25 protein-coding genes and 1 tRNA gene are annotated in these 26,510 nt (G+C 36.6%); 13 read left to right on the plus strand and 13 right to left on the minus strand.

From position 1 onward, the window contains the following. Window positions 1-4: 4 nt before the first annotated feature. Window positions 5-76 (minus strand) — tRNA-Glu (locus tag AC1W31_RS07115). Window positions 77-358: 282 nt separating this feature from the next. Between AC1W31_RS07115 and AC1W31_RS07120 the strand changes: the two genes are divergently transcribed. Beyond that, window positions 359-1,945: a putative maltokinase gene (locus AC1W31_RS07120; protein WP_481733726.1), complete on the plus strand. Its 1,587-nt coding sequence runs from the start codon at window positions 359-361 to the stop codon at window positions 1,943-1,945. Window positions 1,946-2,035: 90 nt separating this feature from the next. Here AC1W31_RS07120 and rfbC read toward each other — a convergent pair whose 3' ends face one another. Next, the gene (gene rfbC, locus AC1W31_RS07125; protein WP_481733727.1) at window positions 2,036-2,566 is read right to left on the minus strand and encodes a dTDP-4-dehydrorhamnose 3,5-epimerase; all 531 of its coding nucleotides are present in this window, start codon (window positions 2,564-2,566) and stop codon (window positions 2,036-2,038) included. Window positions 2,567-2,731: 165 nt separating this feature from the next. Between rfbC and pyrF the strand changes: the two genes are divergently transcribed. The 4 genes from pyrF to AC1W31_RS07145 all read left to right on the plus strand — a co-directional run bounded on the left by pyrF (window position 2,732) and on the right by AC1W31_RS07145 (window position 5,576). Next, window positions 2,732-3,562, plus strand: coding sequence for an orotidine-5'-phosphate decarboxylase (gene pyrF, locus AC1W31_RS07130; RefSeq protein ID WP_481733728.1), 831 nt, complete (start codon window positions 2,732-2,734; stop codon window positions 3,560-3,562). Window positions 3,563-3,587: 25 nt separating this feature from the next. Beyond that, the gene (locus tag AC1W31_RS07135; protein ID WP_481733729.1) at window positions 3,588-4,265 is read left to right on the plus strand and encodes an acetoacetate decarboxylase family protein; all 678 of its coding nucleotides are present in this window, start codon (window positions 3,588-3,590) and stop codon (window positions 4,263-4,265) included. A gap of 84 nt (window positions 4,266-4,349) precedes the next feature. Continuing rightward, window positions 4,350-5,120 (plus strand): SDR family NAD(P)-dependent oxidoreductase, encoded by a 771-nt coding sequence (locus AC1W31_RS07140; RefSeq protein WP_481733730.1) that lies wholly within the window; start codon window positions 4,350-4,352, stop codon window positions 5,118-5,120. 15 nt (window positions 5,121-5,135) lie between these two features. Then, a complete protein-coding gene (locus AC1W31_RS07145) occupies window positions 5,136-5,576 on the plus strand; it encodes a DinB family protein (protein ID WP_481733731.1) in 441 nt (146 codons plus the stop codon). A 68-nt stretch (window positions 5,577-5,644) separates the two neighbouring features. Here AC1W31_RS07145 and AC1W31_RS07150 read toward each other — a convergent pair whose 3' ends face one another. Next, window positions 5,645-6,571, minus strand: coding sequence for an aspartate carbamoyltransferase catalytic subunit (locus AC1W31_RS07150; protein WP_481733732.1), 927 nt, complete (start codon window positions 6,569-6,571; stop codon window positions 5,645-5,647). Between the two features lie 85 nt (window positions 6,572-6,656). Then, on the minus strand, window positions 6,657-7,193 hold the full coding sequence (pyrR, locus tag AC1W31_RS07155) for a bifunctional pyr operon transcriptional regulator/uracil phosphoribosyltransferase PyrR (protein ID WP_481733733.1): 537 nt from the start codon (window positions 7,191-7,193) through the stop codon (window positions 6,657-6,659). A gap of 707 nt (window positions 7,194-7,900) precedes the next feature. Between pyrR and glgB the strand changes: the two genes are divergently transcribed. Then, window positions 7,901-9,913, plus strand: a complete 2,013-nt coding sequence (gene glgB / locus AC1W31_RS07160; protein WP_481733734.1) for a 1,4-alpha-glucan branching protein GlgB — start codon at window positions 7,901-7,903, stop codon at window positions 9,911-9,913. A 2,001-nt stretch (window positions 9,914-11,914) separates the two neighbouring features. On the opposite strand, the gene AC1W31_RS07165 is transcribed toward glgB, so the two are convergent. From AC1W31_RS07165 to AC1W31_RS07175, 3 genes are all read right to left on the minus strand, one after another. Further along, complete coding sequence (locus tag AC1W31_RS07165; protein ID WP_481733735.1) at window positions 11,915-13,213, minus strand: spinster family MFS transporter; 1,299 nt, start codon at window positions 13,211-13,213, stop codon at window positions 11,915-11,917. Between the two features lie 40 nt (window positions 13,214-13,253). Further along, window positions 13,254-13,595: a hypothetical protein gene (locus tag AC1W31_RS07170; protein WP_481733736.1), complete on the minus strand. Its 342-nt coding sequence runs from the start codon at window positions 13,593-13,595 to the stop codon at window positions 13,254-13,256. A 198-nt stretch (window positions 13,596-13,793) separates the two neighbouring features. Further along, the gene (locus AC1W31_RS07175; RefSeq protein ID WP_481733737.1) at window positions 13,794-15,752 is read right to left on the minus strand and encodes an alpha-1,4-glucan--maltose-1-phosphate maltosyltransferase; all 1,959 of its coding nucleotides are present in this window, start codon (window positions 15,750-15,752) and stop codon (window positions 13,794-13,796) included. A 256-nt stretch (window positions 15,753-16,008) separates the two neighbouring features. Here AC1W31_RS07175 and AC1W31_RS07180 point away from each other — a divergent pair, with 256 nt between their 5' ends. Then, complete coding sequence (locus AC1W31_RS07180; RefSeq protein WP_481733738.1) at window positions 16,009-16,812, plus strand: septal ring lytic transglycosylase RlpA family protein; 804 nt, start codon at window positions 16,009-16,011, stop codon at window positions 16,810-16,812. Between the two features lie 87 nt (window positions 16,813-16,899). Here AC1W31_RS07180 and AC1W31_RS07185 read toward each other — a convergent pair whose 3' ends face one another. The 6 genes from AC1W31_RS07185 to AC1W31_RS07210 form a co-directional block, all read right to left on the minus strand. Beyond that, window positions 16,900-17,445, minus strand: coding sequence for an RES family NAD+ phosphorylase (locus AC1W31_RS07185; RefSeq protein WP_481733739.1), 546 nt, complete (start codon window positions 17,443-17,445; stop codon window positions 16,900-16,902). Continuing rightward, entirely contained in the window at window positions 17,442-17,843 is a 402-nt protein-coding gene (gene parS / locus AC1W31_RS07190; protein WP_481733740.1) for a type II RES/Xre toxin-antitoxin system antitoxin, read from the minus strand. The genes AC1W31_RS07185 and parS overlap by 4 nt, the downstream gene beginning before the upstream one ends. Window positions 17,844-17,900: 57 nt before the next feature. Further along, window positions 17,901-18,350 carry a hypothetical protein gene (locus AC1W31_RS07195; protein ID WP_481733741.1) on the minus strand — a complete coding sequence of 150 codons (450 nt, stop codon included), beginning with the start codon at window positions 18,348-18,350 and terminating at the stop codon, window positions 17,901-17,903. 47 nt (window positions 18,351-18,397) lie between these two features. Beyond that, window positions 18,398-18,559 carry a DUF4160 domain-containing protein gene (locus AC1W31_RS07200; protein ID WP_481733786.1) on the minus strand — a complete coding sequence of 54 codons (162 nt, stop codon included), beginning with the start codon at window positions 18,557-18,559 and terminating at the stop codon, window positions 18,398-18,400. Between the two features lie 91 nt (window positions 18,560-18,650). Further along, window positions 18,651-20,129, minus strand: coding sequence for a vanadium-dependent haloperoxidase (locus AC1W31_RS07205; protein WP_481733742.1), 1,479 nt, complete (start codon window positions 20,127-20,129; stop codon window positions 18,651-18,653). Window positions 20,130-20,292: 163 nt separating this feature from the next. Then, window positions 20,293-21,756 (minus strand): sodium:solute symporter, encoded by a 1,464-nt coding sequence (locus tag AC1W31_RS07210; RefSeq protein WP_481733743.1) that lies wholly within the window; start codon window positions 21,754-21,756, stop codon window positions 20,293-20,295. A gap of 268 nt (window positions 21,757-22,024) precedes the next feature. On the opposite strand from AC1W31_RS07210, the gene AC1W31_RS07215 reads away from it, so the two are divergent. The 6 genes from AC1W31_RS07215 to chrA all read left to right on the plus strand — a co-directional run bounded on the left by AC1W31_RS07215 (window position 22,025) and on the right by chrA (window position 26,436). Then, on the plus strand, window positions 22,025-22,306 hold the full coding sequence (locus AC1W31_RS07215) for an ATP-dependent Clp protease adaptor ClpS (RefSeq protein WP_481733744.1): 282 nt from the start codon (window positions 22,025-22,027) through the stop codon (window positions 22,304-22,306). A 102-nt stretch (window positions 22,307-22,408) separates the two neighbouring features. Further along, complete coding sequence (gene recR / locus AC1W31_RS07220; RefSeq protein WP_481733745.1) at window positions 22,409-23,026, plus strand: recombination mediator RecR; 618 nt, start codon at window positions 22,409-22,411, stop codon at window positions 23,024-23,026. Window positions 23,027-23,045: 19 nt separating this feature from the next. Then, window positions 23,046-23,417 (plus strand): hypothetical protein, encoded by a 372-nt coding sequence (locus AC1W31_RS07225; protein WP_481733746.1) that lies wholly within the window; start codon window positions 23,046-23,048, stop codon window positions 23,415-23,417. 52 nt (window positions 23,418-23,469) lie between these two features. Continuing rightward, window positions 23,470-24,219 carry a superoxide dismutase gene (locus AC1W31_RS07230; RefSeq protein WP_481733747.1) on the plus strand — a complete coding sequence of 250 codons (750 nt, stop codon included), beginning with the start codon at window positions 23,470-23,472 and terminating at the stop codon, window positions 24,217-24,219. A gap of 85 nt (window positions 24,220-24,304) precedes the next feature. Beyond that, complete coding sequence (locus AC1W31_RS07235; protein WP_481733748.1) at window positions 24,305-25,273, plus strand: isopenicillin N synthase family dioxygenase; 969 nt, start codon at window positions 24,305-24,307, stop codon at window positions 25,271-25,273. Then, on the plus strand, window positions 25,270-26,436 hold the full coding sequence (gene chrA, locus AC1W31_RS07240) for a chromate efflux transporter (RefSeq protein WP_481733749.1): 1,167 nt from the start codon (window positions 25,270-25,272) through the stop codon (window positions 26,434-26,436). The genes AC1W31_RS07235 and chrA overlap by 4 nt, the downstream gene beginning before the upstream one ends. Window positions 26,437-26,510 lie beyond the last annotated feature (74 nt).

A 26,510-nucleotide genomic window follows, 5' to 3' on the forward strand; every position in this document is an offset into this window, starting at 1 on the left:
TCAGTAGTCCGTACGGGAATCGAACCCGTGTTTCATCCGTGAAAGGGACGTGTCCTAACCCCTAGACGAACGGACCATTGGGTTATTACGATTTTCGATTAGTGTTTTTCTTTTCGTTTTTCGTGGTGCAAAGGTACGGCGATTTTTTAATTTGACAAGCGCTTATCGAGAAAAAAATAAAATATTTTTATAATAAATCTTGAAACCATTGATTATCAAAAGCTTGGCTCAAAATGTTTTTTTTATTTTTTTTGTAATTTTTAGAAAGTAGGGCGGTTCGTTTTTTTGTATCTAAATATATTATAAATTTAAGGTCAAATAATGCTATTTAAAAAACTCAACGATTTTGCTTTAAGAAATGAAACAAGAAAATACCACATCGCTGACCTCTAAACAGGCTTGGAAGGATATTCAGAATGATAAGAAAATGTTGGAAGACTTTGAAATTAACATTCTGCCCCCTTATATGAATACCTGCCGTTGGTTTGCGGGTAAGGCTCGTTTGCAGGAAAAATTTACGATTAAATACGCCATGGAACTCCCCATCAAGGATTCTATTGCTTTATTATTTATCGTGGAGGTGCGTTATGGCGATGGCGAAACCGAAACCTATCTGTTGCCTATTTCTTTTATTGATTCTACCCATACACAAGATATTGCGCCAAAAGGCGTCATAACACTGGCCTACATCAATGAAAAGCGTGGTTTGGTAGTTGATGCTATCTATGATGAACGATTTCAGCAGGCGCTCTTCTATCACGTAGCGCATGCCGAAAATGTTTCACAAAGAAAGAATGGGAAAATTGAATTTAATCGTGGCAAAGGATTATCTGGTGAAGATATTAAAGCCACTATTTCTTCTCGAGTTCTGCCCGTAGATTCATCCAATTCGGCTTTGACCTTTGGCGATAAATATTTTCTTAAACTTTATCGTAAATTATTTGAAGAAACAAATCCTGAAGTCGATATGGTGGAATTTATTACTGAGAATTCTGATTTTGCTTACATTCCTGCCTTTGCGGGTAGCTTTGTTTGGAAAAGAGAGGGTAAACCTGATGTAACTCTTGGCATGATACAGCGTATGATTGAAAATGAAGCGGATAGTTGGGTGCAAACTGGCGAGCAGTTAGATTCTTTTGTGGAAGCTTTTTCCGAAAAAACTTTTTCTATCGAAGAAGACGTTTTTGACCAAGTGGAATTATTGGCTCAACGAACTGCCGAAATGCACATAGCTTTATACGCTCCAGAGGCCGATAAAATGTTCGCTCCAGAACCTTTCAATGATGAGTATCGCCAATTTATCCATAAACGTTTGTCGGATTTATTAGAAAGACGGTATAATTTATTGATTGATAATTATACGAAAATCACTGACCCTGTAACCCGAAAATTGGCTTGGGATTTTATGGAATCAAAAGAATTAATTGATGAATTTGCGAAGGATATTCTAACGAAAGAGATTGATTCTCAGCGGATTAGAATTCATGGAGATTATCATTTAGGACAGGTTTTGGCTACAAAAAATGACTATATCATCATCGACTTTGAAGGCGAACCAGAAAGTGCCATCACCGACCGTAAGATTAAACATTCGCCGTTAAAAGATGTTGCTGGAATGATTAGAAGTTATCATTATGCCATTTCCGCTAAGATGTTTAATGACCCCGAAACGGCAAAATTTGACCCTGTGCGAGTGCAAACTGCCGCCGACCGTTGGTATAAATTGATTCAACAAACGTACATGGAAAAATATTTAGATACTTTCGGAAAGCCGCATCCATTATTTAAAAATAATAATGAAATAAACTTTCTGATGTTGATTTATTTACTCGAAAAGGCTGTCTATGAATTGGGGTACGAAATAAGTTATCGTCCCGACTGGGTGAAAATTCCGTTGAAAGGTATTGTGAACGTGATTCGGGAAATTGAGAAACTGCGTATGTAGTTTTTTAGTTATGACTTATGAGGGTTGATTTATGAATTAATTAGAACTATAATTATCCAAAAAGCACTTTCTCATAACTCATAACTCATTTTATCTTAATTCTGCAAAAGTAGGCAGGACCAAATCTTTAGCTGAAACGATTGGGTTTTCTATGCCCCAGTCGATGTTTAATTGAGAGTCGTTGTAAATAATACCCGATTCTGATGCTTTATTCCAGTAATCAGTACATTTATAAACGAAAATTGTTTCTTCTAATGCCACAAATCCGTGTGCAAAACCCGCTGGAACATAAAGCATATTACCGATTGCTGAATCTAATACAAACTTCTCGTGCTGTCCAAAAGTGGGAGAGTTCCTACGAATATCAACGACTACATCCATCACTTTTCCAGTCATGCAACGAACTAATTTGCCTTGTGCATTGGGAGAATATTGAAAATGTAAACCACGTACAACTCCTTTTTTAGACCAAGAATAATTATCTTGCACAAAGTCTTCAGTAAAACCATTGGCCGCAAAAAGTTTCTGGTTGTATGATTCGTAGAAAAGGCCACGCTCATCTTCAAATTTTGTGGGAATACACTCAATTAAGCCTTCTATTTCGTGGGGTTTAAATTGCATTGTTGGGGAATTGTAAAAGTTTTGGGTTGAAAATCTTTTGTTTTTGAAACCTAACAGGTTAATATTGTTCACGAAATTAGGGTTAATCATAAGATTTAACAAATTTCTAAGACATAGACTTTACATTTCTTAAAGCTCAAAGCTCAAAACTCATAGCTAACAATAATGACCAAAGCTCAATTATTTGACCAAATTCAACAAAAGAAATCTTACCTCTGTGTAGGATTAGACACTGATATTCAGAAGATTCCTAAACATTTATTAACCGAAAAAGACCCTATTTTTGAGTTTAACCGTCAGATTATCGAGGCCACTCATGAGTTTGCGGTGGCTTATAAACCCAACATTGCTTTCTACGAAGCGCATGGGTCAAAAGGTTGGGAGAGCCTCCAAAAAACCTTAGAATATATTCCAAAAGATTGTTTTACCATTGCCGATGCCAAACGGGGTGATATTGGTAATACGTCTGGTCTGTACGCAAGGGCATTTTTTGATAAAGAATCATCGGGTTTTGATTTTGATTCTGTAACGGTTGCCCCCTACATGGGCGAAGATTCTGTAACGCCGTTTTTAGATTTTCCTGAAAAATGGGTAATTCTCTTGGCGTTAACGTCTAACGGAGGAAGTAAAGATTTTCAGAATTTACGAGTGGCTGATGATAAACAATTATTTGAGGAGGTTATCCGTAAATCGCAAGAATGGGCAACTGACGAGCAACTAATGTACGTTGTGGGAGCAACTAAGGCAGATATGCTCGCTCATATACGGACCCTTGCACCCGATCATTTTTTGTTGGTGCCTGGCGTTGGCGCTCAGGGTGGAAGTTTAGAAGAGGTTTCAAAATACGGCATGAATTCGCAATGTGGACTTTTAGTGAATTCTTCGAGAGGTATTATTTATGTGTCTTCGGAAAAAGATTTTGCTCAGAAAGCAGGAGAGGAGGCAAAGAAAATTCAAGTGGAAATGGAAGCGTATTTGGGGTTGTATTTGAAATGATAATTTTTAACTCAAAATATTCAATATGGAACATTTCCCAGAAATAAAAATCGCCCCAGCACCGTGGAATCTTACGGGAGATGCCTACATCATGGTCTATAAATTCTCGAAGGAATTTGTGAAAGAATATAGCTTTATGGCTGATTACCAACGAGATAGATTCTTGGGGTACATTGGAACGGTTATGTTGGTAAATTATAAAACCTCGGGCGTTGGACCTTATCAGGAGCTGTTATTTATTCCCGGAATGTTCACTTTCGATTGGAAAAAGATGTTTTCAATTTCAAAAATATACGTTTCAAGTCGTGATAGCGTGTATAATGGCATCGAAAATTGGGGAATCCCGAAGGAGTTTGCCGATTTTGATTGGCAAACAAATCCTGACGGTTCGGAAGATATTTCTGTCAGTATTGAAGGAGAAGAATTCTTTAATACCACGATTAAAAAGGGCTTTATTTCGTTTCCAATCACGACTTCAATTTTACCTTTAACGATTGTTCAAAAACTACGGAAAGACCTCATTGTCACCAATCCAACGGCGAAAGGGAAGGCAATTTTGGCTTCGATAAAAACGATGGAAGTGGACAGAAAATTCTTTCCAGATTTATCAAAAACGTCTCCGCTAATTACGATGAAAGTCAAGGATTTTGAGATGAATTTTAATGTGCCTTTGGTGAAAAAGGATTACTTTGCAACCACATAGATTTCATAGTTTACATAGAAAATTTAGGAATTAACGATGGATTATATTTGTCAGATAATAGTCTGACAGAATAAAATTTGACCCATGCAAATTGCTCATAAAAATATTATTCTCACGGGTGCCGCATCAGGAATTGGGAAAGCTTTGTTGAATCAATTGCTTGATTTTGAGGGCGTTAAAATAATTACTGTTGATTTTGATAAAATTGAAAATGTTTCCGATAAAATCATTCCCTTTGTCTGTGATTTATCTCAACAATCGGAAATTGATAGGCTTTTTGAATTTGCCATTGCGCAGTTTCAAGCCATTGATATTTTCATTGCCAATGCGGGTTTCGCTTATTATGAAGTCATTGCTGAACCCGATTGGCAACGTATCGAAAAGATTTTTCAAGTTAATGTGTTTTCGCCAATTTACGCTTTTCAGAAAATGAAGGCTTTGAATGTGGGTCGAGAATATTTTGTAATGATGACATCTTCGGCAATGGCAAAAGTGGCAATTCCTGGTTATGCATTTTATGGTGCCACCAAAGCTGCGCTCGACCGTTTTGAAGATGCTTATCGTTTTGAAATGAAAGATTTAGGAAATCTTTCTTTGGTTTATCCGATTGCTACTAAAACAAATTTCTTCAATCGCTCCGTTGACGCTTCTCAAAAAAATATTGTTGTTCCTTTTCCTGTCCAAATGCCCGAAGCGGTGGCTGAGGCAATGATAAAAGGCATTCTGACGAATAAAACGCATATTTATCCTTCCACTTTGTTTCAAATTGGTAGAATTTTTCAGCAATTATTTGAAATAATTGTCTTGCCTTATCAGCATTTTTATGCTCGTAAATTAAAAAAATGGGCAAAATAAATTAAGAATTATATCATGCAACAAGCCCTTCTCCAACTCTTTCAAAGAGATATTCAAAAACTTTATAAAGAAATTGAAATGTATCAAGACGATTCGAAACTCTGGGAAATTTTAGACGGTACCAGCAATTCGGGCGGAAATCTTGCTTTGCATTTGATGGGTAATTTGAATACTTATTTCGGAAAGAATTTAGACAATACGGGTTACGTGCGTAACCGTGAGGCAGAATTTTCGGCTAAAAATATTCCCCAAAAAACACTTTTAAAATCAATTGAGGAGGTAAATCTGGTGGTATCAAAAGTGCTTTCAACTCTTACTGAGGAACAAATGAAAGCTATTTATCCAGAAAATGTGTTAGGCTATGAAATGAATACGGAATACTTTTTAATTCATCTGCACGGACATTTGACGTATCATACTGGACAGATTAATTATCATCGGAGGGGTTTAAATTAACAAGTAATAGTTAATAGAGAATTGTTTAATTGGCCATAAACTATTCTCTATTAACTATTATGTATTCTTTAATTCTGTCCTGCTAATAAATACAACACTGCCATTCTCACGGCAACGCCATTTTCCACTTGGTCAAGAATAATGGAATGATGCGAATCTGCGGCATCGGACGATAATTCCACGCCACGATTGATAGGGCCGGGGTGCATCACCACGATTTCTTTGTTCAAATCGTCCAACATTTTTTTGTTAATTCCGAAGTATAATGAATATTCACGGAGGGAAGGGAAATATTTAATTTGCTGACGTTCCAACTGAATTCTCAATACATTTGCCACATCGCACCAAGCCAACGTTCTCTTAACATCGTGCGAAACTTTTACGCCTAAATCAGTTATGTATCTCGGAATTAAAGTAGCAGGGCCACAAAGTGTCACTTCGGCTCCTTGTTTTTTGAGGGCTAAAATATTTGATAAGGCAACTCTCGAATGAAGAATGTCACCGATAATGGCAATTTTTCTTCCCGTTAAATCTCCGCCTAATTTCTCACGCATTGAAAACGAATCTAAAAGCGCTTGGGTTGGGTGTTCGTGCGTGCCATCACCAGCGTTCACGATGTTCGCTTTTATGTGTTTTGCCAAAAAATGGGGAGCGCCAGGGCTTGCATGACGCATCACAATCATATCCACTTTCATGGCCAAAATATTATTGACAGTATCCAAAAGCGTTTCTCCCTTTTTGACAGAACTTCCTGAAGCTGAGAAGTTTAGGGTATCGGCTGAAAGGCGTTTTTCGGCTAATTCAAAAGACAAACGAGTACGAGTAGAGTTCTCGAAAAACACATTCGCAATCGTTACATCACGCAAAGAAGGTACTTTTTTGATAGGACGATTAATGACTTCTTTGAACTCACGGGCGGTTGCCATAATGAGTTCAATATCGTTGGGCGTGAGGTCTTTTATGCCCAACAAATGTCTTGTACTTAGTTTTTGCATATCTTTTGTTTGGAGATTAGGGATTAAGTAATCAGGGATTAGGAAAAATGAAAGCCTAAGTTCTTAAACCCTATTTACCCAATCCCTAATTAGTTATCAACCAAATTTTATCTTCTTCGTGTCCTTGTTCTTTCAATTCCACTAATACTTTTTCGGTATCCAAGGTATTTACTTTTTTACCGACATAATCAGCATGAATCGGAATGTCTCGATTATAAATTCTATCCACCAAAACGCATAATTCTACTTTTTCGGGGCGGCCGAAAGCCGTCATGGCATCCAAGGCTGAACGTACCATTCTACCCGTTGCCAGCACATCGTCAATTAAGATAACTTGCTTATTTTCAATAACAAAAGAGATTTTTGTTTCGTTGGCTTTTACCAATTCACGGCGACGATAATCATCCCGATAGAAGGTTGCATCTAAATAACCAAAAGGGATTTTTATGCCCGTAATTTGTTCCAATTCTTGATGAATTCGTTTGGCAAAATGAATGCCTCGGGGCTGTAAACCAATGATGACGGAATCTGAAAAATCCTGATGATTCTCTATCAAATCTTGACAGAGACGGCTGATGGTAATTTCCAGAAGTGGACTTGATAGAATGAGTTTGCGTTGCATAGCCCACAAAGATATTAATAAATGAAATGAATATGAAAATTTAAGAAATTGAAATTTACCAGAAACTAAATAACTTTTTTGATATTTGGATAATTCCTTAAAATACTGTAATATTACTTATAAAATTCCGATCCCACCCAAAGTTTTCTCAAACAAATTCGATAACCCTTTTCCTAAATCCTTGCCCTTTTTTAATAAATTTCAGATTCAGTTATTACTTACTACTCGTTAAGATACAATAAATAAGGTCAGTCCCTTATTTTGCACTGCTCTTTAAAATCAGTAATTCAGCCGATTAAATTATCATTTTTCTTTTCTAAATTTTCTCGAAGCTACCAACTCCTCACGCAATATTGGAGACTATCGTGGCTTTAAACAAGCAAAAAAAGCCCCTGCTTTATTGTGCCAATAGCAATCTTGAAAATTCCAATTTTCCACGAAAATATTGTAACTTCGGAAGATTAATAACCCTCTACTAAATGTAATAGATGAATAATTTATAAAAAAATAATGAAACGTGGGAAAGTTGATCCCAGAACAATTATTAATCATTTGTCCCAAAATGATAGCTGATTTTCTCAGCCGAATTACAAAGGCTATTTTACGAATTTATTTTCTTAGCAGTCTCTAATATTACTAAACTATTACAAAAGAAATTTTATCTTTACGAATAGACAAAAAACATCCTCCATTAACCATAAACAAAAATGGCAAAAACGTCCAAAATAGTAACGAATACAACCGAACTAACTAAGAAAAAAACGACGAAAAAAGAAGTCGTAGCCGTTGTCGAGGAAACTGATCAACCTCCCGTTCAACTCAAAAATGTAGAAACATTTAGCCGTTTCTCCGATTTTGATGTTGACCTTTTTAAAGCAGGAAAACATTACCGTCTCTTCGAAAAATTTGGCTCACATATTACTGAATTTCAAGGAGTTAAGGGTGTTTATTTCTCGGTTTGGGCTCCTTCAGCAAAATCAGTTTCTGTAATTGGAAATTTTAATTATTGGGATAAAGACACGCATCATCTCTTCGTTCGTTGGGATTCTTCGGGGATTTGGGAAGGTTTTATCCCGTACCTTGGGAAAGGCGAAACGTATAAATTTTGTATTCAAACCCAAGACGGACGGTTTTTAGAAAAAATGGATCCTTACGCTCAAAGTTTTGAAGTTCCACCTCGCACGGCTTCTATCGTTTGGGACAATTGGTACGAATGGACGGATGCGAATTGGATGGCAAAACGCCATAAAAATAATTCGTTGGCTTCCCCAATGTCAGTATATGAAGTTCATATTGGCTCATGGAAACGAAAAGAATATGACCAGAAACTTTCTTTCGTTGAACTTGCCGACCACTTGGTGAAATATGTGAAAGAAATGGGTTTTACGCACGTAGAATTTATGCCCATCATGGAACATCCTTACGAACCTTCGTGGGGTTATCAAGTGTTGGGTTATTTTGCGCCTTCCTCTCGTTTTGGAACACCCCAAGATTTTATGTATTTAGTGGAGGAATGTCACAAAAATGATATTGGGGTAATTCTGGACTGGGTTCCTTCGCATTTTCCAGGCGATTCGCACGGGTTATATGAATTTGATGGTACACATCTATTCGAGCATCCGGATATGAAGAAAGGATATCATCCTGACTGGAAATCGTATATTTTCAACTATGGACGTAACGAAATTCGGAGTTTCTTGATTTCAAATGCCATCTATTGGTTAGAACGTTATCATGCCGACGGGCTTCGGGTGGATGCGGTTGCCTCAATGCTCTATTTAGATTATTCTCGAAACGATGGTGAATGGGAACCGAACGTTTTTGGCGGTAATCATAACCTTGATTCTGTCTCTTTATTTAAAGAATTGAATGAAACTGTTTACGCTCAATTTCCTGATGTTCAGATGATTGCGGAAGAATCTACTTCTTATACGGGGGTTTCTCGCCCAATTTATGCGGGAGGATTAGGCTTCGGACAAAAATGGATGATGGGTTGGATGAACGATACGTTGAAGTATTTTGCAAAAGACCCAATGTATAGAAAATATAGCCAAGATAACCTGACTTTCTCTACCGTTTATGCTTTCACTGAGAATTTCATGCTACCTTTTTCTCACGATGAGGTTGTGTATGGCAAGAAATCAATGGTTGGAAAAATGCCAGGCGATGAATGGCAACGTTTTGCCAATTTAAGACTTTTATATACGTACATGTTTACCCATCCAGGTACAAACTTACTATTTATGGGTGGGGAATTCGGGCAAACTTCGGAATGGGATTTTAAAAAAAGCCTTGAATGGTGGCTCTTAGAACACGCTCCACACAAAGGAATGCAAGATTTGGTAAAGGCTTTAAACAATATGTATAAATCTCAGCCAGCACTCTACGATAAGCAGTTTTCGCCGGACGGATTTGAATGGATAGATACAACCGACCATGAAAACTCAATTGTTGTGTATGCTCGTAAAGGCAATGACAGGAAAGAACAATTGATTATTATTCTAAATTTAACGCCCGTTCCAAGACCTGATTATCGCATTGGTGTGCCATTGGCAGGCATTTGGACAGAAGTATTAAATTCTGATGATACCGCCTTTTATGGTAGCGGAAAAGTGAATGGTTCATCCATTATAACTCAAGAAGTTGCGTGGCAAGGCAAAGCTTATTCTCTGTGTTTAACGATTCCTCCTTTGGCGGGCGTTGTTTTGAAGATTAAGTAATAAGATTTAGGGATTTAATGAGAAGAGCGACGAGATTTATCTTCGTCGCTCTTCTCATTAAATCCCTATAAAAAATAAAAACCCTTGAATCCGCCAATTCAAGGGTTTTGTTTCATGGGATTGGATTATTTAAAATCCTTTCTTAGGCAATTTTTTTATTTACAATATTTTGATTCTGTGTGAAAAAAATAGATTTATCTCATTACCGCCATAATTTAATAAACTGATTCTTTTCAAGAATCGTACCTTACAAGTTCATTATCGCTATAAATTCCTTGTTTGATGAGACAAAATTAACATACATTCATTATTCTACAACCTTTTGACATATAACCTTTTTAAGAATTACACGAAAAAAGAATTAAAGGTTGTATCTATAAAATATTAGTGCTGGATTTTTGGTGCTAAGCGTTCAACACATAAAAAATACACTCAAATCATAATTTCTGATAAACTTATAAGTAAACGGTATCTTTAATTATGACAGTCGTAGATATATCGTTACGATTAAGGAATTTTTATTTTGTAATATTTCAAGAATAGCTCAGTATTTTTTGTAATTTATTTTCTTCTTATGAGGTAATATTTTTTGTACTTATGGATTGTCATATAAAAATAAAGACTCGGTGCATAGCTCCGAGCCTTTACGCAATCCGCCTAAGTAGTTGTCTTTCGAGCTTTCGCTCATTAGCCTTAGCGGCATTAATATTTCTAAATCATTTAGGGATATGATTGATACTTTTACACAAACGCAAAAAGACAATACTCCATCCATCTATGCTATTTTAGGCAATGAAATTTGAAGTATTGTCTCATTTTTTCTTGACGGAAAATTGTTAAACATTTAACAAAAGGCAACTAAGTGGTGGCTCAGTTATCCAAGAAACGTAGTTGGCGGACTACGCTAAAAATTGAATAGCAAAATGGCGGTCTCACATACTCAAATATTATTAGTGGTTCGGTTTAATATCGAAAGATATACAACCACTGATTGATTCTGAACAATCAGAAGAAACGCCGAGAAATATTAAGGATTAAAACGAAGAGGAAAATTATGCAATACTGCTTAGACAGGAGCAATTTTTTCTCATCCTAACATCTGGCGGAATGTCTCTGAGTAATAATTACAAGTCAAATATTATGCCAATAATAATTTTTTTCATAAAATAAAAGTGGAATTTTTAGAAACTCCTGAAAATATGGTTGTTACATGAATGGGTAATTTTAATTAGATTGTACAGAAAATAGAGTAGTATTTCTGATTTTGACATTTTTAAAATTTCGATATTTCTCAAGTTTCGTGCCAATCAAAAAAAAACCCAAAGTCTTTTGACAATGGGGTCTTTTTTCATGAGTCGGGGTTACCCGATCGCTAATCATTCATAACTACTTAGACAAATTGCGAATTATAAATTTGAGCCGCCACTCATTTTTATAAATCACAAATTATTGAACTGATTAAAATTATTTCCGCCAAAATAGCTTCTTTCAATTCATTACTTATCGCAAAGAAAAGCCTTTTCAATAAGTTTTGTTTACCATTGAATTGATAAAAATGCCTTCCGCCAAAGTCGTCTTTTTCTCAATTCATGACTTAATCAAAGGTCTTTTCCTTGTCAATAAGTATGTTTGTATTATCTGTAATTATATTTGTAACGAAGGTTTTTATTGGAAGTCACATCAGTGGTAACAAGATTTTTTGAGTAAAATTTTCGTAAAAAATCTATCATTATTTTCTGCCGTTCGATGGGGATATCTTTCAATTGGCATAGATTTGGGGACACATTTGAAAGAAAAATATTTTTATTTTTTTACGAATAAAATAAGTAATCCAGCATAAGTAGGTAGGGAATTTAGTTCTGAACACGCTATTTGTGATAAGCAGTCAAAAAAAACCATAATTTGTAAATCTAAGCCGCAAATGTTGTGATGCCCAGTAATTACTACTTACCAATTATGTTTGAATCTTTTATAGAGACTATTTAATACTCTTAATGTATGTCAAGATTGCTCATTCGTCAGCATTTTGCGATAAGGTTTCAAGGATAAATACATAAAACCTAATCCTAAAAATGTACCCAAAACCAACACAATCAAGATTGAATAGCGAATCATAGTGGTATCATGAAAGTATTTGTCGGTCAATAATGCAACAGACAAAGGCCCAAAAACCAATCCTATTAGATTGACCATAAATAAATATAATGCCGATGTCATGGCACGCATTCGGTTGGGCGTTACTTCTGCGATGGCAGCCGTACCCGCTCCAAGTGGTGAAGATGAAAAGAAAGCAACGGGGATAATTGCCCAAGCTGCCCATTCGCCTTTGGGCATTAGTGGAAATACCCAACAGGAAACCAAAAGCCCAGCAATAAGCCAAATACAGGCTCTTATTTTGCCATCTTTGTATCCTTTTTGCGTAAAATTATCCGCTAATTTTCCACCAAACCATAAACCTAAGGTACAAAAAATGACGACTACAATCCCATAAATTGTACCCGATTTTGATGCCGTCCAACCATAAGTCCTCACAAAAAAAGAAGGTATCCAAGCGGCGTTGGCATAATTTACTAAAGTTAAAAAGCCTAACCCCAAATTAATGTTAATGTAAGTTTTGGCATTTTTTAAAATGAAAGCCCATGTTTGACCTAAAGACGCTTTTTCAGTCTCATTGCCTTGACGAATTGGTTCTTTAATGCTGGAAATCAAGAAAACGATCAGAAGCCCCGGTAATCCCACAAAAAAGAAAACAACTTGCCAAGGAAAAACATCTCCAACCAATGGCACGTGCCACATTTCTTGTACTTTAACGATATTTATAACGAATCCTCCAATCAAAAAAGCTAAACCCGAACCGATAAAAATACCCATATTGTACACACTATTTGCCATTGCCAATTTACTTTTAGGGAATAAGTCGGCAATCATCGAATAAGCGGCAGGAGAAAGTGCGGCTTCTCCCACACCAACGCCCATCCGAGCCAAGAATAGTTGCGTAAAATTGCCCACCATTCCACAAACAGCCGTCATCAACGACCACAGGCCAATGCCCCAACCTATAATTTGTTTACGACTTTTCAAATCTGCTAATCGGGCAATAGGAATGCCCAAAATGGTGTAAAAAATACCAAATGAAAGTCCCATTAAAAGGCTAATTTGTGTATCTGAAATCTGTAAATCTCTTTTAATGGGTTCTACCAAAAGAGAAAGTATTTGACGGTCAATGAAAGAAGAAACGTAGGCTAAGGTCAGAATGCTAACGACATACCATGATTTTCGGAGATTAGTTTGTGGTTCCAAGGTGGTTAGAATTAAGATTTGAAAGTTTTATTTAACCAAACTACCAATTGTTGCCAACCGCCGAAAGTGGAACGCCAGCCATATCATAAGCTCCACTGTGAGCCGTAAATCCGTGAAAAATCAAGACAGTAATATCTTTTTTAGATTGAATTATACTATCAGGATTCCATCTACGAAGAAAAAGTGATTCTCCGTCAGTAGTCGTAAACTGCTGATGAACTCCTATGTATTTCAGTCTTAAAATAGCTGCTTCTTCGGGCGAAATCCCGTGATTACTAATTCTTGATTTACTTGGGAGGTAGGCTAATATTAACCCCAAAATGACAATTACTGACACGAATGAAACGAAAATGAGAGCGACTTTTTTTAACGTTTTCTTCATAGTAATCCGGTTATTTTTAGGTTTTTTTATTTTTAAGCTCACTCATTTTTAATTTACTTTAATTATTGAAACAAAAATAAGTGCATATATGGATTTTAATTGATTTTATGTAATTTATTTTAGTTAAAATGCCGTTTTTTAAAAAAAATTCCTTGATTAAGATATAGTCTGTCAAGGGATTTTTAGTAATATCTTTCTTTACAAATCCTCAATCCGAAAAAGGTGCATTGGCATCAATTGCGGATTTAATTCTACGGTATTATATTCTCCTCGCCAAAAGTATTTCGCACCCGTCAATAAATCATGAACGATATATTCTTCATCGGGATGCTTGTAGATTAAATTTAGCGGTATTCTCACGTATCCGCTTTGGGTATTGTAAGGGTCGAGATTTACGATGGCTAAAATTCTGTTTCCGTTCCAAGCGGTTTTTAAATAGGCCAAAATATTATCATTTTGAATATCGCAAAACGTGATATTATTAGTCCGTTGCAAAGCCGTATTTTCTATTCTCGCTTGATTGGTGATGCGGATAATATGGGTCAATTTATTCTCCATATTCCAGTCCCAGTGCCTTATTTCGTATTTTTCCGAGTTTTTATATTCTTCTTTTCCTGGCGTTGCTTCATTAATCATGTATTCGTAAAATGGACCAAAAATTCCGTAATTAGAAGATAAAGTTGCCGCCATAAAATACCGAATCAAAAACAAAGGTTCGAGTCCCCCTTGTAAGCTATACGGTAAAATATCGTGGGTATTTGCCCAAAAATTGGGTCGCATATAGGTAGCTTGTGCGTTCAATTCATTCATGTAACTAATCAAATCCCACTTAGAATTTCGCCATGTATAATAAGTGTACGACTGCGTATAACCCAATTTTGCCAATTGTTCCATTACTTTGGGCTTCGTAAATGCTTCGGCCAAGAAAATCATATCGGGATACTCTGCATGTACTTCCGCAATCACCCATTCCCAAAAGCCAAAAGCCTTCGTATGCGGATTGTCCACCCGTATAATTCGTACGCCCCATTCTGCCCATGTCATCATTACGTGTTTGAGTTCTTGCCAAAGTCCTTGCCAGTTTTCTGATTCAAAATTAATAGGATAAATATCTTGATACTTTTTCGGCGGGTTTTCAGCGTACTGAATCGTTCCATCAGGGCGTATTTTGAACCATTCTGGATGTTCTTTTGCCCAAGGGTGATCGGGTGAACATTGAATGGCCAAATCCATTGCTAACTCAATACCCATTGATTTACAGGTATTTATCAAATGTTTTAGGTCGTCGAAATTGCCTAATTCTGGGTGGATTGCGGTATGTCCGCCCAACTCCGAACCAATGCCGTAAGGTACGCCAGGTTCACCTTCTTGATACGTTGTTGAGTTGTTTTTTCCTTTACGAAACTGTTTTCCGATTGGGTGAATAGGCGGAATATACAATACATCGAAACCCAAAGATTTCATGCGGGGTAATACATTTTCTTCTACATCTCTGAAAGTTCCGTGCGTATTATGTTCAGAGGAGGCCGAACGGGGGAACATAGAATACCAAGAGGAAAAAGCTGCTCGTTCTCTATCAACCCACAATTTTAATTCTCGGTGGGTAGTAACGTACTTTTTATCTGGATATTGATGAATCCATTGGCGCATTTGAGGGCTACTTGAAAACGCAACGGCTTCTTCATAATGATTGGGACTACGGAATAATTTTGCGTAAGATTTTAGCTCTGGTTTGTCTTCTTTTGTGGCAATTTTTGCCATTGTTTCCAAAATATTTACACCAACCAACAACTCCACATTCACGTGTTGTCCATCTTTTATTTTCATATCCATTTCATGTTCCCAAGAAGCAGCATGATTGACCCAAGCCTCAATCGTGTAGGTATAAAAACCATTTTCTAAAACCGTAAAGTACGCTTCATAATGGTCATTCAAGGTAAATGTCATTGGAACACAAGTCCATGTTTTATCTTTTGAGAATTTATACAGTAAATTAGTCGAAAGTATATCGTGGCCATCTAAAAATACATCAGCTTCTACTTTTATGACATCGCCCATAAAGGATTTAACGGCAAAACGCCCTCCTTCTAATTGTGGTGAAACGTGTTCGATAATTACTCTCTGTTGTCCTTGAATGCTTGCAGGAATTGAATTCATAGTGTTTTTATTAAAATGATTACATACGGAATAATTAACTATTTTATTTATAAACAGATTTTTATCCGTTTATAAAAATTGGCACGTTAATTGAACATAATAAAGGGGTTATTGCAAAAAGTGCTTATGTTTGCAGTAACACCAATTTTAATGAGAATTTATATGCAATAATATAAATAATTATCGAAAGAACTAACTAATCACTAACATAGTAATTTAAACTGTAACCCCCGTATTAAATTAAACTATCAGCGCCATGAATAAGATTTTTGCATTATTACTGGTTTTTTTGTGGTTTTCTGCTCAAATAGTAGCAACCCAAATTTACCCCGTCATCAAAGTCAGCGAAGAAGGAACTGCTCGTTATTACGCAGCTAACCTCAAAGGAAAATTGACCTCATTTGGAGAAAAATATGATGATGCACAACTGACGGCTTCGCATTCAAAATATCCCCTAAATACCTTAGTAAAAGTAACTAATTTAGAAAATAATCTTACGGTTCAGGTTCGAATAAATGATTATTGTAAATGTGAAGAACAAGGTAAAATTATTAACCTATCAAAAGAAGCTGCTTCAAAATTAGGCATGATGGCGAGCGGAAAAGCCAAAGTAAGATTGGAAGTTGTGTCACAACCAACAGCTGAAAGAGTAATTGATAAAGCGCTCGATAATTTTTTGAATAAAGGGCGTGAGGTTACCTCAAAAGAGGAGAGTAAAGAAATAAAACCTGCTATGGCTGCCCTGCCAAAAACACCCGCTGAGCCTTTTTCGGTCAATCACACCTACGATATTGGTGGTTCAGAGAAAAATCCAAAAGGTTTTGGTGTGCAAGTGACCGCACTTTCAAACCTGAATATGATTCAAGATTTATACGATGAATTATTGAAAATGGGCGTGAAAAAAGAAGAAATTTATGTGCAAGTAGGAGCGAAGGACACGGGAAAAATTTTCAGATTAATTTTCGGCGAATTTTATACGAAAGAAGGAGCAAATGAAAAATTGACTTGGTTATCGCAACACGGATATAAGGGCGTTATTCGTCCACACTATAATTTGTAGAAATTAGGTAATAGGTTTTGGTGATTAGGTGTTACCACGATGAAATCATAAAAAGCCCACGCTGTAAAGTTTGGGCTTTTTTATGGGTTACATTTTTCCCAAAATATCTTCAATCAAATCATTCATTTGATTACCTTGAATTTGTGGCTTCTTGTAGCGACTATCAAAATAAAACGGTTCTATTTGCGTGATTAATCCATCGTTTAAACGTTCGTGAAGTGGATTCAGCAAAACGTTGTATGATAATTCTGTTTGCATAGAATGTACGGCAGTCGGCAATTGTAACGCTAAGTATTTTTTGTTCTTAAACCATTGATTACTAACTGATTGTAATGCTCTTGGCGCAGGATTATTTCGCCAGTTTTTGGGTAAAAAATCAGGCTCAATCGTTAAAATATCTTGTTCAGAAATTTCAATCGATGCCACTAATAATTCAGGAAGTTTGCTGTTGGGAAATCCTTCAAAATAATGCACTAAATATTCTAACGAAGCTAATTCAACCGAAAGTGAGGTGTACACGACAGGCATACCCAAGGGATTCCACCGTCCGCCTGTGAGTTCTGCCCCTTTGCCCGATAAAAAATCTTTGGGTAATCCGTAACGTGCCGATTGCAGGCGATAGAGTTTTATCATGAATACGTTCCAAATTCAATTCTACTCAAAACATTATCCACCAATTCAAAACCTGTAACGGTATCTAATAAATCAAGGGCTGATTTATCGCCAAATATCCGCATTGATTGTTTCATCCAAGGTTTAAAATCATCCAGCGTTGAGAATACTTCTTCGCCGTGTTGATACAAAAGCATTAATTTCAAAAGACGTTCCGTTGAGGAGGTATCTAATTGTGTATCAGGAGAATAACGGTGAAAAGTTCGTTCTGAAATATTCAAAATTCGAGCCATATCACGGTCGGAAAGACTTAGCTTTTGAGCGACTAAATCAACGGCCGCACGGCTTAAACCCTTGCGAGAAAGTTCAATTAAATCTAAAGGATTTTTAAGGCGATTTACAACAAGTGTCTGTTTCATAATCTTCAATGTTACAATATGGCGTAAATATATATGCCATATGGCAGTTTTGCAAATTTATGTAACAATTAATGTAATTCCTAAATGAGGGACATATCTACTTTTTAATTTTCCTCTCTTAACCCAAGTACGAACTTTGGAAGGTGAAAGCCCATTTCTAAGCGCATAATCACTTTGAGTAAATTCTCTTCGAGAGTCAATCTCAATAATTGGAGGTGATTCTACGATAACACTTTCCTCAAAAAGAACATCAGGGTCAAACGAAATAGGGATTAAATTACCACGAGTATTTTTAAATTGAATATTCTCCCAAGATATAGTATCTCCTTGATTAATAGATACTTGTGAGAATTTTTCGTAATCTAAAAGAGCTTTAAGTCGTTCACTTTGTTGAAATAATCCTAATTTTTTGTCAAAGTCATTCATTCTAACTTCTCCGTTAGACCAAAGAGTAGTTACTTTGTAGGGTTCTACTTTTATTATTTTAATGATTCGTGGAGGTCTCATTTGCGAAGTTGAGGATTTAAGAATTTAAACTCTTCTAACAATGCTAATTAATTCAATTTTGCCCATTTTAAAACTCTTTTTAATTGAGGTTTAGGCATTTCTCCTTTCAATACTTTCAACGTAATAATTGAGATTAAAACTTCGTATTCAGCATAAATTGCATGAAAATGAGGAGGATTATGGTCAAAATCATAAACATAAATTTTTATTTTTTATGCCTTGCAAAAAATCAAACATTGTTAATGGTTTTAATTCAAATATACAAGATGTAGCGTTACGTTGCAAATATTTATTGTAAAATCACTTCCCCCAAACAATCGCCAATTTTCCAATTTTTTCCCCACACATTTTTCCCCCTTCGTTATCACAGAAATAATGAATACCTCCGTAGATTCTGGATATTCCAGCTTCGTTGGCCATTTTCTTTAAACGGACAGAATCTTTCGGAAAATAATGTCCTAACACTAAAGCCGCTGCCGCCGAGAACGTTGAATGTCCGGAAGTGTAAGATGGGAAATTAGGCACGGATAATGAATGTTTTAAATTTTTATCCACTTGCGAAGGCCTTGGAAAGAAATATTTATATTTTGTTGCCCAACACGCAATGGCAGCATCTTCCTCGGCACGATTTAACTGTTGAAATATTTTAGCCGTTTTCAACTCCGTAAATTGTTGATTTCTAATTAAATCTTCTGCAATTTTATTCCAATGTCCTGGCGGTGTAAAGGTGCCTACACCATCCGCCCAAAACTCAGCAATGCGTCTTTGTTCGGGTGTTTGTGAATCGCCAATGGCTTTAACGGAATCAATATCTTTTCTAAATTCTTCACTTTCCAAGGAAGGCGGTGATGAGGGTTGCGGATTTCCCAAAACTTCATTTTTGTCAAACCAAGTGTGAACTATGCCCATTAACGGTAAGAGAGGTTGACTTTGTGGATTACTCTGACTTATCCATGAATTCCTAATTTTCTTGGCATTATCTTTCCAGGTTTGTTTTTCGTCTCGTGCATGGTCAAAATTATCGTTTTGGGCATAAGCAATTACTTTTTTAGCAATTTGTTCACCCAAATGTCCACCCGCAATAATATCACTTTTTAGATTTGCACCCGACCATAATCTGGTATTTCCGTGTTCGAGCGCCTGGCTGTAGAGATAATCATTTTCGGCGGGAAACAATTTACTCAAAATCTTATACGAAACGGCTGCCACTGCTGCATCTTCGGAAGGGTAGGAAGGCAGCGCTGTTTCGGGCAAGGAACTCTTTAAGCCATGGTGGGATGGACTTAATCTCATGTATTTGTATTTATACGCCCACGTAGCCACTAAGGCATCATACTGTGCCACACTCAGAAGTGCATACGTACGAGCGGCAAATGGCGGTGAAGCCATCGGTTTAGTCGAGTCGGTTTTTTCTCCATCTTTGGGGGGATGATTATATTTTGCTACTAACTCACGAGCAATTTGATTCCACCTCAATACGCCTCCAGAAGCCCAATGATTTATGGCTACTTCCTGAGCATAATTGCGTTGGTTTACGATTGAATTTGATTGAGTAAGTTCTTGTTGATATTCGTCAGAATCTATACCGGATGGTACTTTAACGTAATACTCTTGTGGGGAATCAATAATGACCGTTTTCCAAGAACCGCCATTAACATCAGTATCCTTGAAAGTCAAGGCTGGAAATTCGGGTTTGGATACCGGAATATTTTCCTTACAACTTGATAAAGTAAAGAAGATAAAAATCGAAATAATTTTTTTTGTTAGTTTTAGGTTCATTGTACGCAAGGAATTATAAAACTTTTAAGACAAAAATCGTGCGAGTTTTATTGCGTTGTTAAATCCACGATGAATGGCTCATAATGGAGCTAAGATTCAGCTAATTTACTAAAATAAAATCTAAAAATCTGGATAAATTAGCTAAATTAGCTAAATCCGAATGCTAACCCAACTGAGTAGTGGAAGGTTTTTTTCCTAACAAAAATAACCCCAAAAATGTAATAGCTCCATTGACTAATAATTTCTCGAATCCAAACTGATAACCATTCAACCATTCCTTTGAATTGGTGTCGATGATATAGGTTAAAATTGGAGCGGCGATACATACGTAAGGCACGAGAGAATCACGGACGGGCATTTTTGTGAATAATCCAAAAGCAAAAAGCCCTAAAAGTGGACCATACGTATATCCTGCAATATTGAAAACCGTTGAGATAATAGAAGAACTACTCACGGCGTGAAATATCAAGATAATGACAAAAAACAAAGCTGAAAACCCGATGTGGGTGTAATGTTTAATCGTTGTTCTTTTCGATTCTTCGTATTTTTCGATGTGCATAAAATCAATGCAAAAGGCGGTAGTTAAGGCTGTTAAAGCAGAATCTGAACTTGCATAGGTTGCGGCAGTGATTCCTAATAAAAACGTTACGGCAGCCAATAGTCCAAACTCGCCACTCAAGGCTAATTTTGGATATAATAAATCAGTTCTTGTGGGAATTTCAAAGCCAATTTTATCGGCATAAATGTACAGTAACGCACCTAAACAAACGAACATTAAAGTGGTAACGGCGAAGGTGCAACAAAACCAAAACATATTTTTTTGTGCTTCACCGATGTTTTTACAAGTAAGATTTTTTTGCATTAAATCTTGGTCGAGTCCCGTCATTACGATGGCAATAAAAATACCCGCCACAAAGTCTTTCCCAAAATGATGTTTATAAGAAAAGTCATCGAAAAAAAACATTTGAGAATATTTACTTTCTTGAATAGTAGAAATTAGCCCACCCAAACCTAAATCTAATTTATTGGCAATTAATACAATCGTTAAAACCAAGGCCGTGAGGAGAAAAAATGTTTGGAGTGTATCCGTGACAATAATCGTTTTTACGCCCCCACGGTAGGTATAAACCCAAATCAAGGAAATGGTTACTAAAGCTGATACCCAAAATGGAATTCCCCATGCATCAAAAATCGCTAATTGAAGCACTTGAACCGCTAAAAACAAACGAGCAGCCGAACCCAAAGTACGGGCGAGCAAGAAAAATGACGAACCCGTTTTGTAAGACCATTTTCCTAAACGTCCTTCGAGGTAAGTATAAATAGAAATTAAATTTAATCGATAATACAAGGGTAAAAGCACCGTTGCAATGACAAAATACCCTACTAAATTGCCAAGAATAATCTGGTAATACGATAATTTATCAACGCCAACTGCGCCTGGAACAGAAATGAACGTAACCCCCGAAATAGACGTTCCAATCATACCAATAGCCACTAACCACCAAGGCGATTGCTTGTTGGCAGTAAAAAAAGTATTCGTATCGGCACCCTTGGAGGTATAATGAGCAACGACAATTAACATTAAAAAGTAAACGGCTAAAATTCCGAAAGCTAAACTTGTGGTCATGAGTTTTAATTAATAATTGGCAGGATAATTTACAATTAGTAACAAACAATGAATAATTGAAAAAGAAAACTATCGTACTACTTCAATATAATTTATTTCTCTTAATTATTAATTGTCAATTTTCAATTGTTAATTGAAAACCGTTTACCAAAATTGAGAAAATTTGTTAAATTTGCTATCATAAAAGAGTTATATTTTTCACAATTTCGGGAATATCAGTATTATCTTACTGAAAAATCGAGAAACCTAACATACAGAACATAAATAGATGCGACCTTTTGAACAATTTGAAGAAGACGTAGAGGTAATGGATCAAGTAATTGATGTTGATCAAAATGACCTTATGGTTTTCAATGATGAAATAAATACCTTCGACTTCGTGATTGATACACTTGTGGAGGTGTGTGGACATACGGCTGAACAGGCTGAACAATGTACCTTATTAATTCATTATAAAGGGAAATGCTCCGTGAAAAAAGGAACATTTGAAGAACTTGTACCCATGCGAAATGATATTTGTCGCCGAGGAATTGATGCCAGAGTAATGTGATGTTTGATGTTCGTAAAAATATACCTCAAGACGAATTTGGAATATCATTAGCAAATATCGAAAAACGAAAAACAAACATCTAAAACCTAACATCGAAATAAATTGAATTATCCATCAAAACTTATTGAAAATGCTGTAGAGGAAATTTCAAAATTGCCAGGAATCGGAAAGAAGACGGCATTGAGAATGGCGCTACATTTACTGAAACGTGATGAACGCCAAACGCTTCAACTTTCGGAAGCAATGATTGCCATGCGTACTAAAACGCAATATTGCCGTCAATGTCATAATATTTCGGATAATGATTTATGCCAGATTTGTGCTAATCCAAAGCGAGACGAATCTATTATTTGCGTGGTTGAAGACACTCGTGACGTTTTAGCGATTGAAAATACTTCGCAATACCGAGGAATGTATCACGTCTTGGGAGGAATTATTTCACCTTTGGAGGGGATTGGGCCGAATGATTTGAAGATATATTCATTATTGAAAAGAATTTCGGATAGAATAGGAACGGAATCGGAAGTTAAAGAAATAATTTTGGGATTAAGTCCTACCATGGAAGGAGATACCACGGCGTTTTACTTGACGAAAAGGTTGAGACCTTTGAATATTAAAATTACAACCATTGCCCGAGGAATCCCGATTGGTGGAGATTTGGAATATGCGGATGAAATTACCTTGGGACGAAGTATTGTAAGTCGAATTGTTTATGAGTAATTCTAAAATCATCCATATTATGAAAAAATCAGTTTTTGCCCTCAGTTTCATCGGTTTAGCCTTTTACGGTTACGCTCAAAACGAAGTAAGACCCAATGAGCTTACTTCCCCAATCATGTTGGATTTCTTGAAAAGTTATCAACAAGAAAATGCCATTAAGAAATTTCAATTGCCTCCCAGTAGCATTCCTTTTACTTCTGAATTATCAAAAAGGGGAATTCAAGGCGATAAAAATATGAAACCAGCACTTGAAAATATTGACAATATGATTGTGATAAAGCCCAATTTGGTAGAAATCATGAGAATGCCAGTTGTTCGTCCAGATGAAAATATGCATTATACGATGAAGATTGTGAATTCAGATACGAATAAATTACAAACGATTAAATAAGTAAAATAAATTTCTAAACGGGCAAAAGCTAATCGCAAAGCCTAAACAACTCATGAACCGTAAAAATTTCCTTCAAACCACCTTAGCCTCAGTAGCTACTTTGTCTGGTTTTTCATCGTTTGGCTTCTCCTTCAGAAGTAGTTATAATAATACATTACCTAAATTGACACTGGAGCAAACGATGCTCGAAACCGCTCCATTTTCATTAGCCGCATTGCCTTATGCCCCTGAAAGTTTAGAACCTAATATTGATAAAATGACGATGGAAATTCATCATGGCCGTCACCATAAGGCTTATGTTGATAATTTGAACAAAGCCGTTACGGGTACGCCAATGGAAAAAATGTCGCTTTGGGATTTGTTGAAAGAAGCAGGAAAAGAACCTTCAGCTGTGCGTAATAATGCGGGTGGACATTGGAATCATACTTTTTTCTGGAATGTGATGTCGCCAAAAGGCGGAGGAGTTCCCAAAGGAGTAGTAGCCGACGAAATCATAAAAACGTTTGGTTCATTCGATAAATTTAAAGAAGAATTTGCCAAAGCTGGAACTACTCGTTTTGGGTCGGGCTGGGCTTGGTTGATTGTTCAAGATAAGAAATTAGTGATTACTTCTACACCGAACCAAGATAATCCTTTGATGGATGTAGCTGAGAAAAAGGGTACTCCAGTTTTGGGATTAGACGTTTGGGAACACGCATATTATTTGAAGTATCAAAATAAACGTGCTGACTATATTGCTGCTTTCTGGAATATTGTAAACTGGGATGCGGTTACTAAAAACTATGAAAATGCTTTGAAATAGGGGCCTGGGGTTTGGATTTAGGGGTTTAATTAAACTTTCAAGCATTTTTTAAATCCCAACCCCTGACCCCAAACCCCCAATAAAAATGACACTTCTCGACACAATTCCATCGCTTGATTTAGCGGATTTTACTGCTGGCGATGCTACCCGCAAAGCTAAATTTGTACAAGATTTAGGTGCAGCTTTCAATAATATTGGCTTTGTAGCCATTAAAAGTCATGGTTTAACCAGTGATAAAACCACCGATTTATACGATACGGTTCAGAAATTTTTTCTTTCTTCCGATGAATTAAAACAAAAATATGCTATTGAAGGAATCGCTGGACAACGTGGTTACATCGGTAAAGGAAAAGAAACTGCCAAAGGATTTAAGGCAGCAGATTTAAAGGAATTTTATCACGTTGGACAACCCATTTTGAACGATGGTGACCCAATTTGGGAAGAATATCCTGACAATGTTTTCCCAAGTGAATTGCCTGATTTTGAAAGAGATACGCTTCATACGTATCATACTTTGGAGAATGCAGGTAAGCAATTATTACGTGCCATTGCCTTATATTTGGAATTGCCCGAAGATTATTTTGAAGATAAAGTAAAACACGGTAACTCTATTCTGAGAGCCATTCATTATTTCCCAATCTTGAATCCAGAAACACTACCAGAAGGCGCTGTTCGTGCGGCCGCTCACGGTGATATAAACTTGATAACCCTTTTGATGGGTGCATCTGCTGAAGGGTTGGAAGTTTTAAGAACTGATGGAAAATGGATTCCAATTACTTCATTGCCTGATTATGTAGTCGTGAATGTTGGTGATATGCTCGACCGTTTGACGAATCATAAATTGAAATCAACGATTCACCGGGTGGTTAATCCTCCGAAAGAGAAATTGGGAACATCCCGTTTTTCAATCCCATTTTTTATGCACCCACGTTCAGAAATGGACTTAACGTGTTTGGATTCGTGCGTAGATGCCACGCAGCCAAAAATGTACGTAAACATGACTGCAGGGGAATTCTTAAATGAAAGATTGATTGAATTGGGACTGAAAAAATGAAAAAAATCAGGCGGCTAATTTTCTTGAAAGACGTTTTGATACTTGCGTGTACCTCTTTTGGAGGGCCGCAAGTTCATTTAGCGATGTTTATAGACCTCTTTGTAAAAAAAAGAAATTATCTTTCTGAAGCAGAACTCCTTGAAATACAGGCGCTTTGTGCCATGCTCCCTGGACCAACTTCCACCCAAACTATCACGGCTTTGGGGTACAAAATCGGAGGTCCAAATTTAGCTTACATTACTTTATTAGTGTGGATTACGCCCGCCGTTGCCATTATGACGGCGGCAGCTTTTGGCATGACTTATCTTCGCAATCGTGATTTAATCCGTTTTATTCAACCCATTGGAGTCGCTTTTATAATTCATGCTGGGTATATTTTGGGCCGAAAAGTAATTAAAAATAATGTTGGAATCGTGTTGATGATAATTTCGGCCGCTTTTGCTTTTTACTATCAATCACCTTGGGTTTGTCCGATTGCTTTAATCGTAGGGGGAACATTCACTTCCTTCAACTACAAAGATTATCCTAAACAGACTAAACATAAAATGGTGATTCCTTGGGCTAATTTTAATCTTTTTTGGGGATTTCTTTTGTTTTTGGCGGTTTTAGGGCATTTTACCGATTATGAACCCATCCGACTTTTTGAGAATTTTTATCGTAATGGAAGCCTCACTTTTGGCGGAGGACAAGTACTGGCTCCGATGCTCTACACCGAATTTGTGGAATTTAAAGGACTCGTCCGAGGGGATGATTTCCTAACGGGCATGGCTCTTTCGCAGGCATTACCCGGGCCAGTTTTTGCATTAACTTCTTACTTAGGCGTTTTGGTGATGAAAGGCGGTACATGGTACGAGCAATTATTGGGAAGCATGGTAGGAGCAGCAGGAATATTTTTGCCGGGGACATTTTTGATTTTCTTTGTATATAGAATTTGGGGACAATTAAAGCAATTTAGAGGGATTCGTGCTTCTCTGGATGGTATTAATGCAACCTCCATTGGTTTAACTTTATCAGCTGCATTTACTTTTATCGTTCCAATGGTTCAACGGGTTGATTATCTGGGTATTATCACCGTTTTTATTACTTTAGCGCTTACACAATTTACTAAAATTCCCACATTTTTTATCTTTTTGGGGGGGGTAATCTTAGGATTAATTACGTAGTAATAGTTGAATATCATACTAAAATTTCCTGAAATAAAAATCCCCATTAAACAGAGTCTAATGGGGATTTCAAA

It is taken from the genome of Arcicella sp. (assembly GCF_964672035.1).

What these genes read in the sequence shown, in the direction of transcription:
- rfbC (WP_481733727.1), bottom strand. Translation starts at nt 2,566, where the DNA reads ATGCAATTTAAACCCCACGAAATAGAAGGCTTAATTGAGTGTATTCCC.
- pyrR (WP_481733733.1), bottom strand. Translation starts at nt 7,193, where the DNA reads ATGCAACGCAAACTCATTCTATCAAGTCCACTTCTGGAAATTACCATC.
- AC1W31_RS07135 (WP_481733729.1), top strand. Translation starts at nt 3,588, where the DNA reads ATGGAACATTTCCCAGAAATAAAAATCGCCCCAGCACCGTGGAATCTT.
- AC1W31_RS07145 (WP_481733731.1), top strand. Translation starts at nt 5,136, where the DNA reads ATGCAACAAGCCCTTCTCCAACTCTTTCAAAGAGATATTCAAAAACTT.
- pyrF (WP_481733728.1), top strand. Translation starts at nt 2,732, where the DNA reads ATGACCAAAGCTCAATTATTTGACCAAATTCAACAAAAGAAATCTTAC.
- AC1W31_RS07210 (WP_481733743.1), bottom strand. Translation starts at nt 21,756, where the DNA reads ATGACCACAAGTTTAGCTTTCGGAATTTTAGCCGTTTACTTTTTAATG.
- AC1W31_RS07170 (WP_481733736.1), bottom strand. Translation starts at nt 13,595, where the DNA reads ATGAAGAAAACGTTAAAAAAAGTCGCTCTCATTTTCGTTTCATTCGTG.
- glgB (WP_481733734.1), top strand. Translation starts at nt 7,901, where the DNA reads ATGGCAAAAACGTCCAAAATAGTAACGAATACAACCGAACTAACTAAG.
- parS (WP_481733740.1), bottom strand. Translation starts at nt 17,843, where the DNA reads ATGAAACAGACACTTGTTGTAAATCGCCTTAAAAATCCTTTAGATTTA.
- AC1W31_RS07150 (WP_481733732.1), bottom strand. Translation starts at nt 6,571, where the DNA reads ATGCAAAAACTAAGTACAAGACATTTGTTGGGCATAAAAGACCTCACG.
- AC1W31_RS07230 (WP_481733747.1), top strand. Translation starts at nt 23,470, where the DNA reads ATGAACCGTAAAAATTTCCTTCAAACCACCTTAGCCTCAGTAGCTACT.
- AC1W31_RS07140 (WP_481733730.1), top strand. Translation starts at nt 4,350, where the DNA reads ATGCAAATTGCTCATAAAAATATTATTCTCACGGGTGCCGCATCAGGA.
- AC1W31_RS07225 (WP_481733746.1), top strand. Translation starts at nt 23,046, where the DNA reads ATGAAAAAATCAGTTTTTGCCCTCAGTTTCATCGGTTTAGCCTTTTAC.
- AC1W31_RS07120 (WP_481733726.1), top strand. Translation starts at nt 359, where the DNA reads ATGAAACAAGAAAATACCACATCGCTGACCTCTAAACAGGCTTGGAAG.
- AC1W31_RS07205 (WP_481733742.1), bottom strand. Translation starts at nt 20,129, where the DNA reads ATGAACCTAAAACTAACAAAAAAAATTATTTCGATTTTTATCTTCTTT.
- AC1W31_RS07195 (WP_481733741.1), bottom strand. Translation starts at nt 18,350, where the DNA reads ATGAGACCTCCACGAATCATTAAAATAATAAAAGTAGAACCCTACAAA.
- AC1W31_RS07175 (WP_481733737.1), bottom strand. Translation starts at nt 15,752, where the DNA reads ATGAATTCAATTCCTGCAAGCATTCAAGGACAACAGAGAGTAATTATC.
- AC1W31_RS07235 (WP_481733748.1), top strand. Translation starts at nt 24,305, where the DNA reads ATGACACTTCTCGACACAATTCCATCGCTTGATTTAGCGGATTTTACT.
- chrA (WP_481733749.1), top strand. Translation starts at nt 25,270, where the DNA reads ATGAAAAAAATCAGGCGGCTAATTTTCTTGAAAGACGTTTTGATACTT.
- AC1W31_RS07215 (WP_481733744.1), top strand. Translation starts at nt 22,025, where the DNA reads ATGCGACCTTTTGAACAATTTGAAGAAGACGTAGAGGTAATGGATCAA.
- AC1W31_RS07180 (WP_481733738.1), top strand. Translation starts at nt 16,009, where the DNA reads ATGAATAAGATTTTTGCATTATTACTGGTTTTTTTGTGGTTTTCTGCT.
- AC1W31_RS07185 (WP_481733739.1), bottom strand. Translation starts at nt 17,445, where the DNA reads ATGATAAAACTCTATCGCCTGCAATCGGCACGTTACGGATTACCCAAA.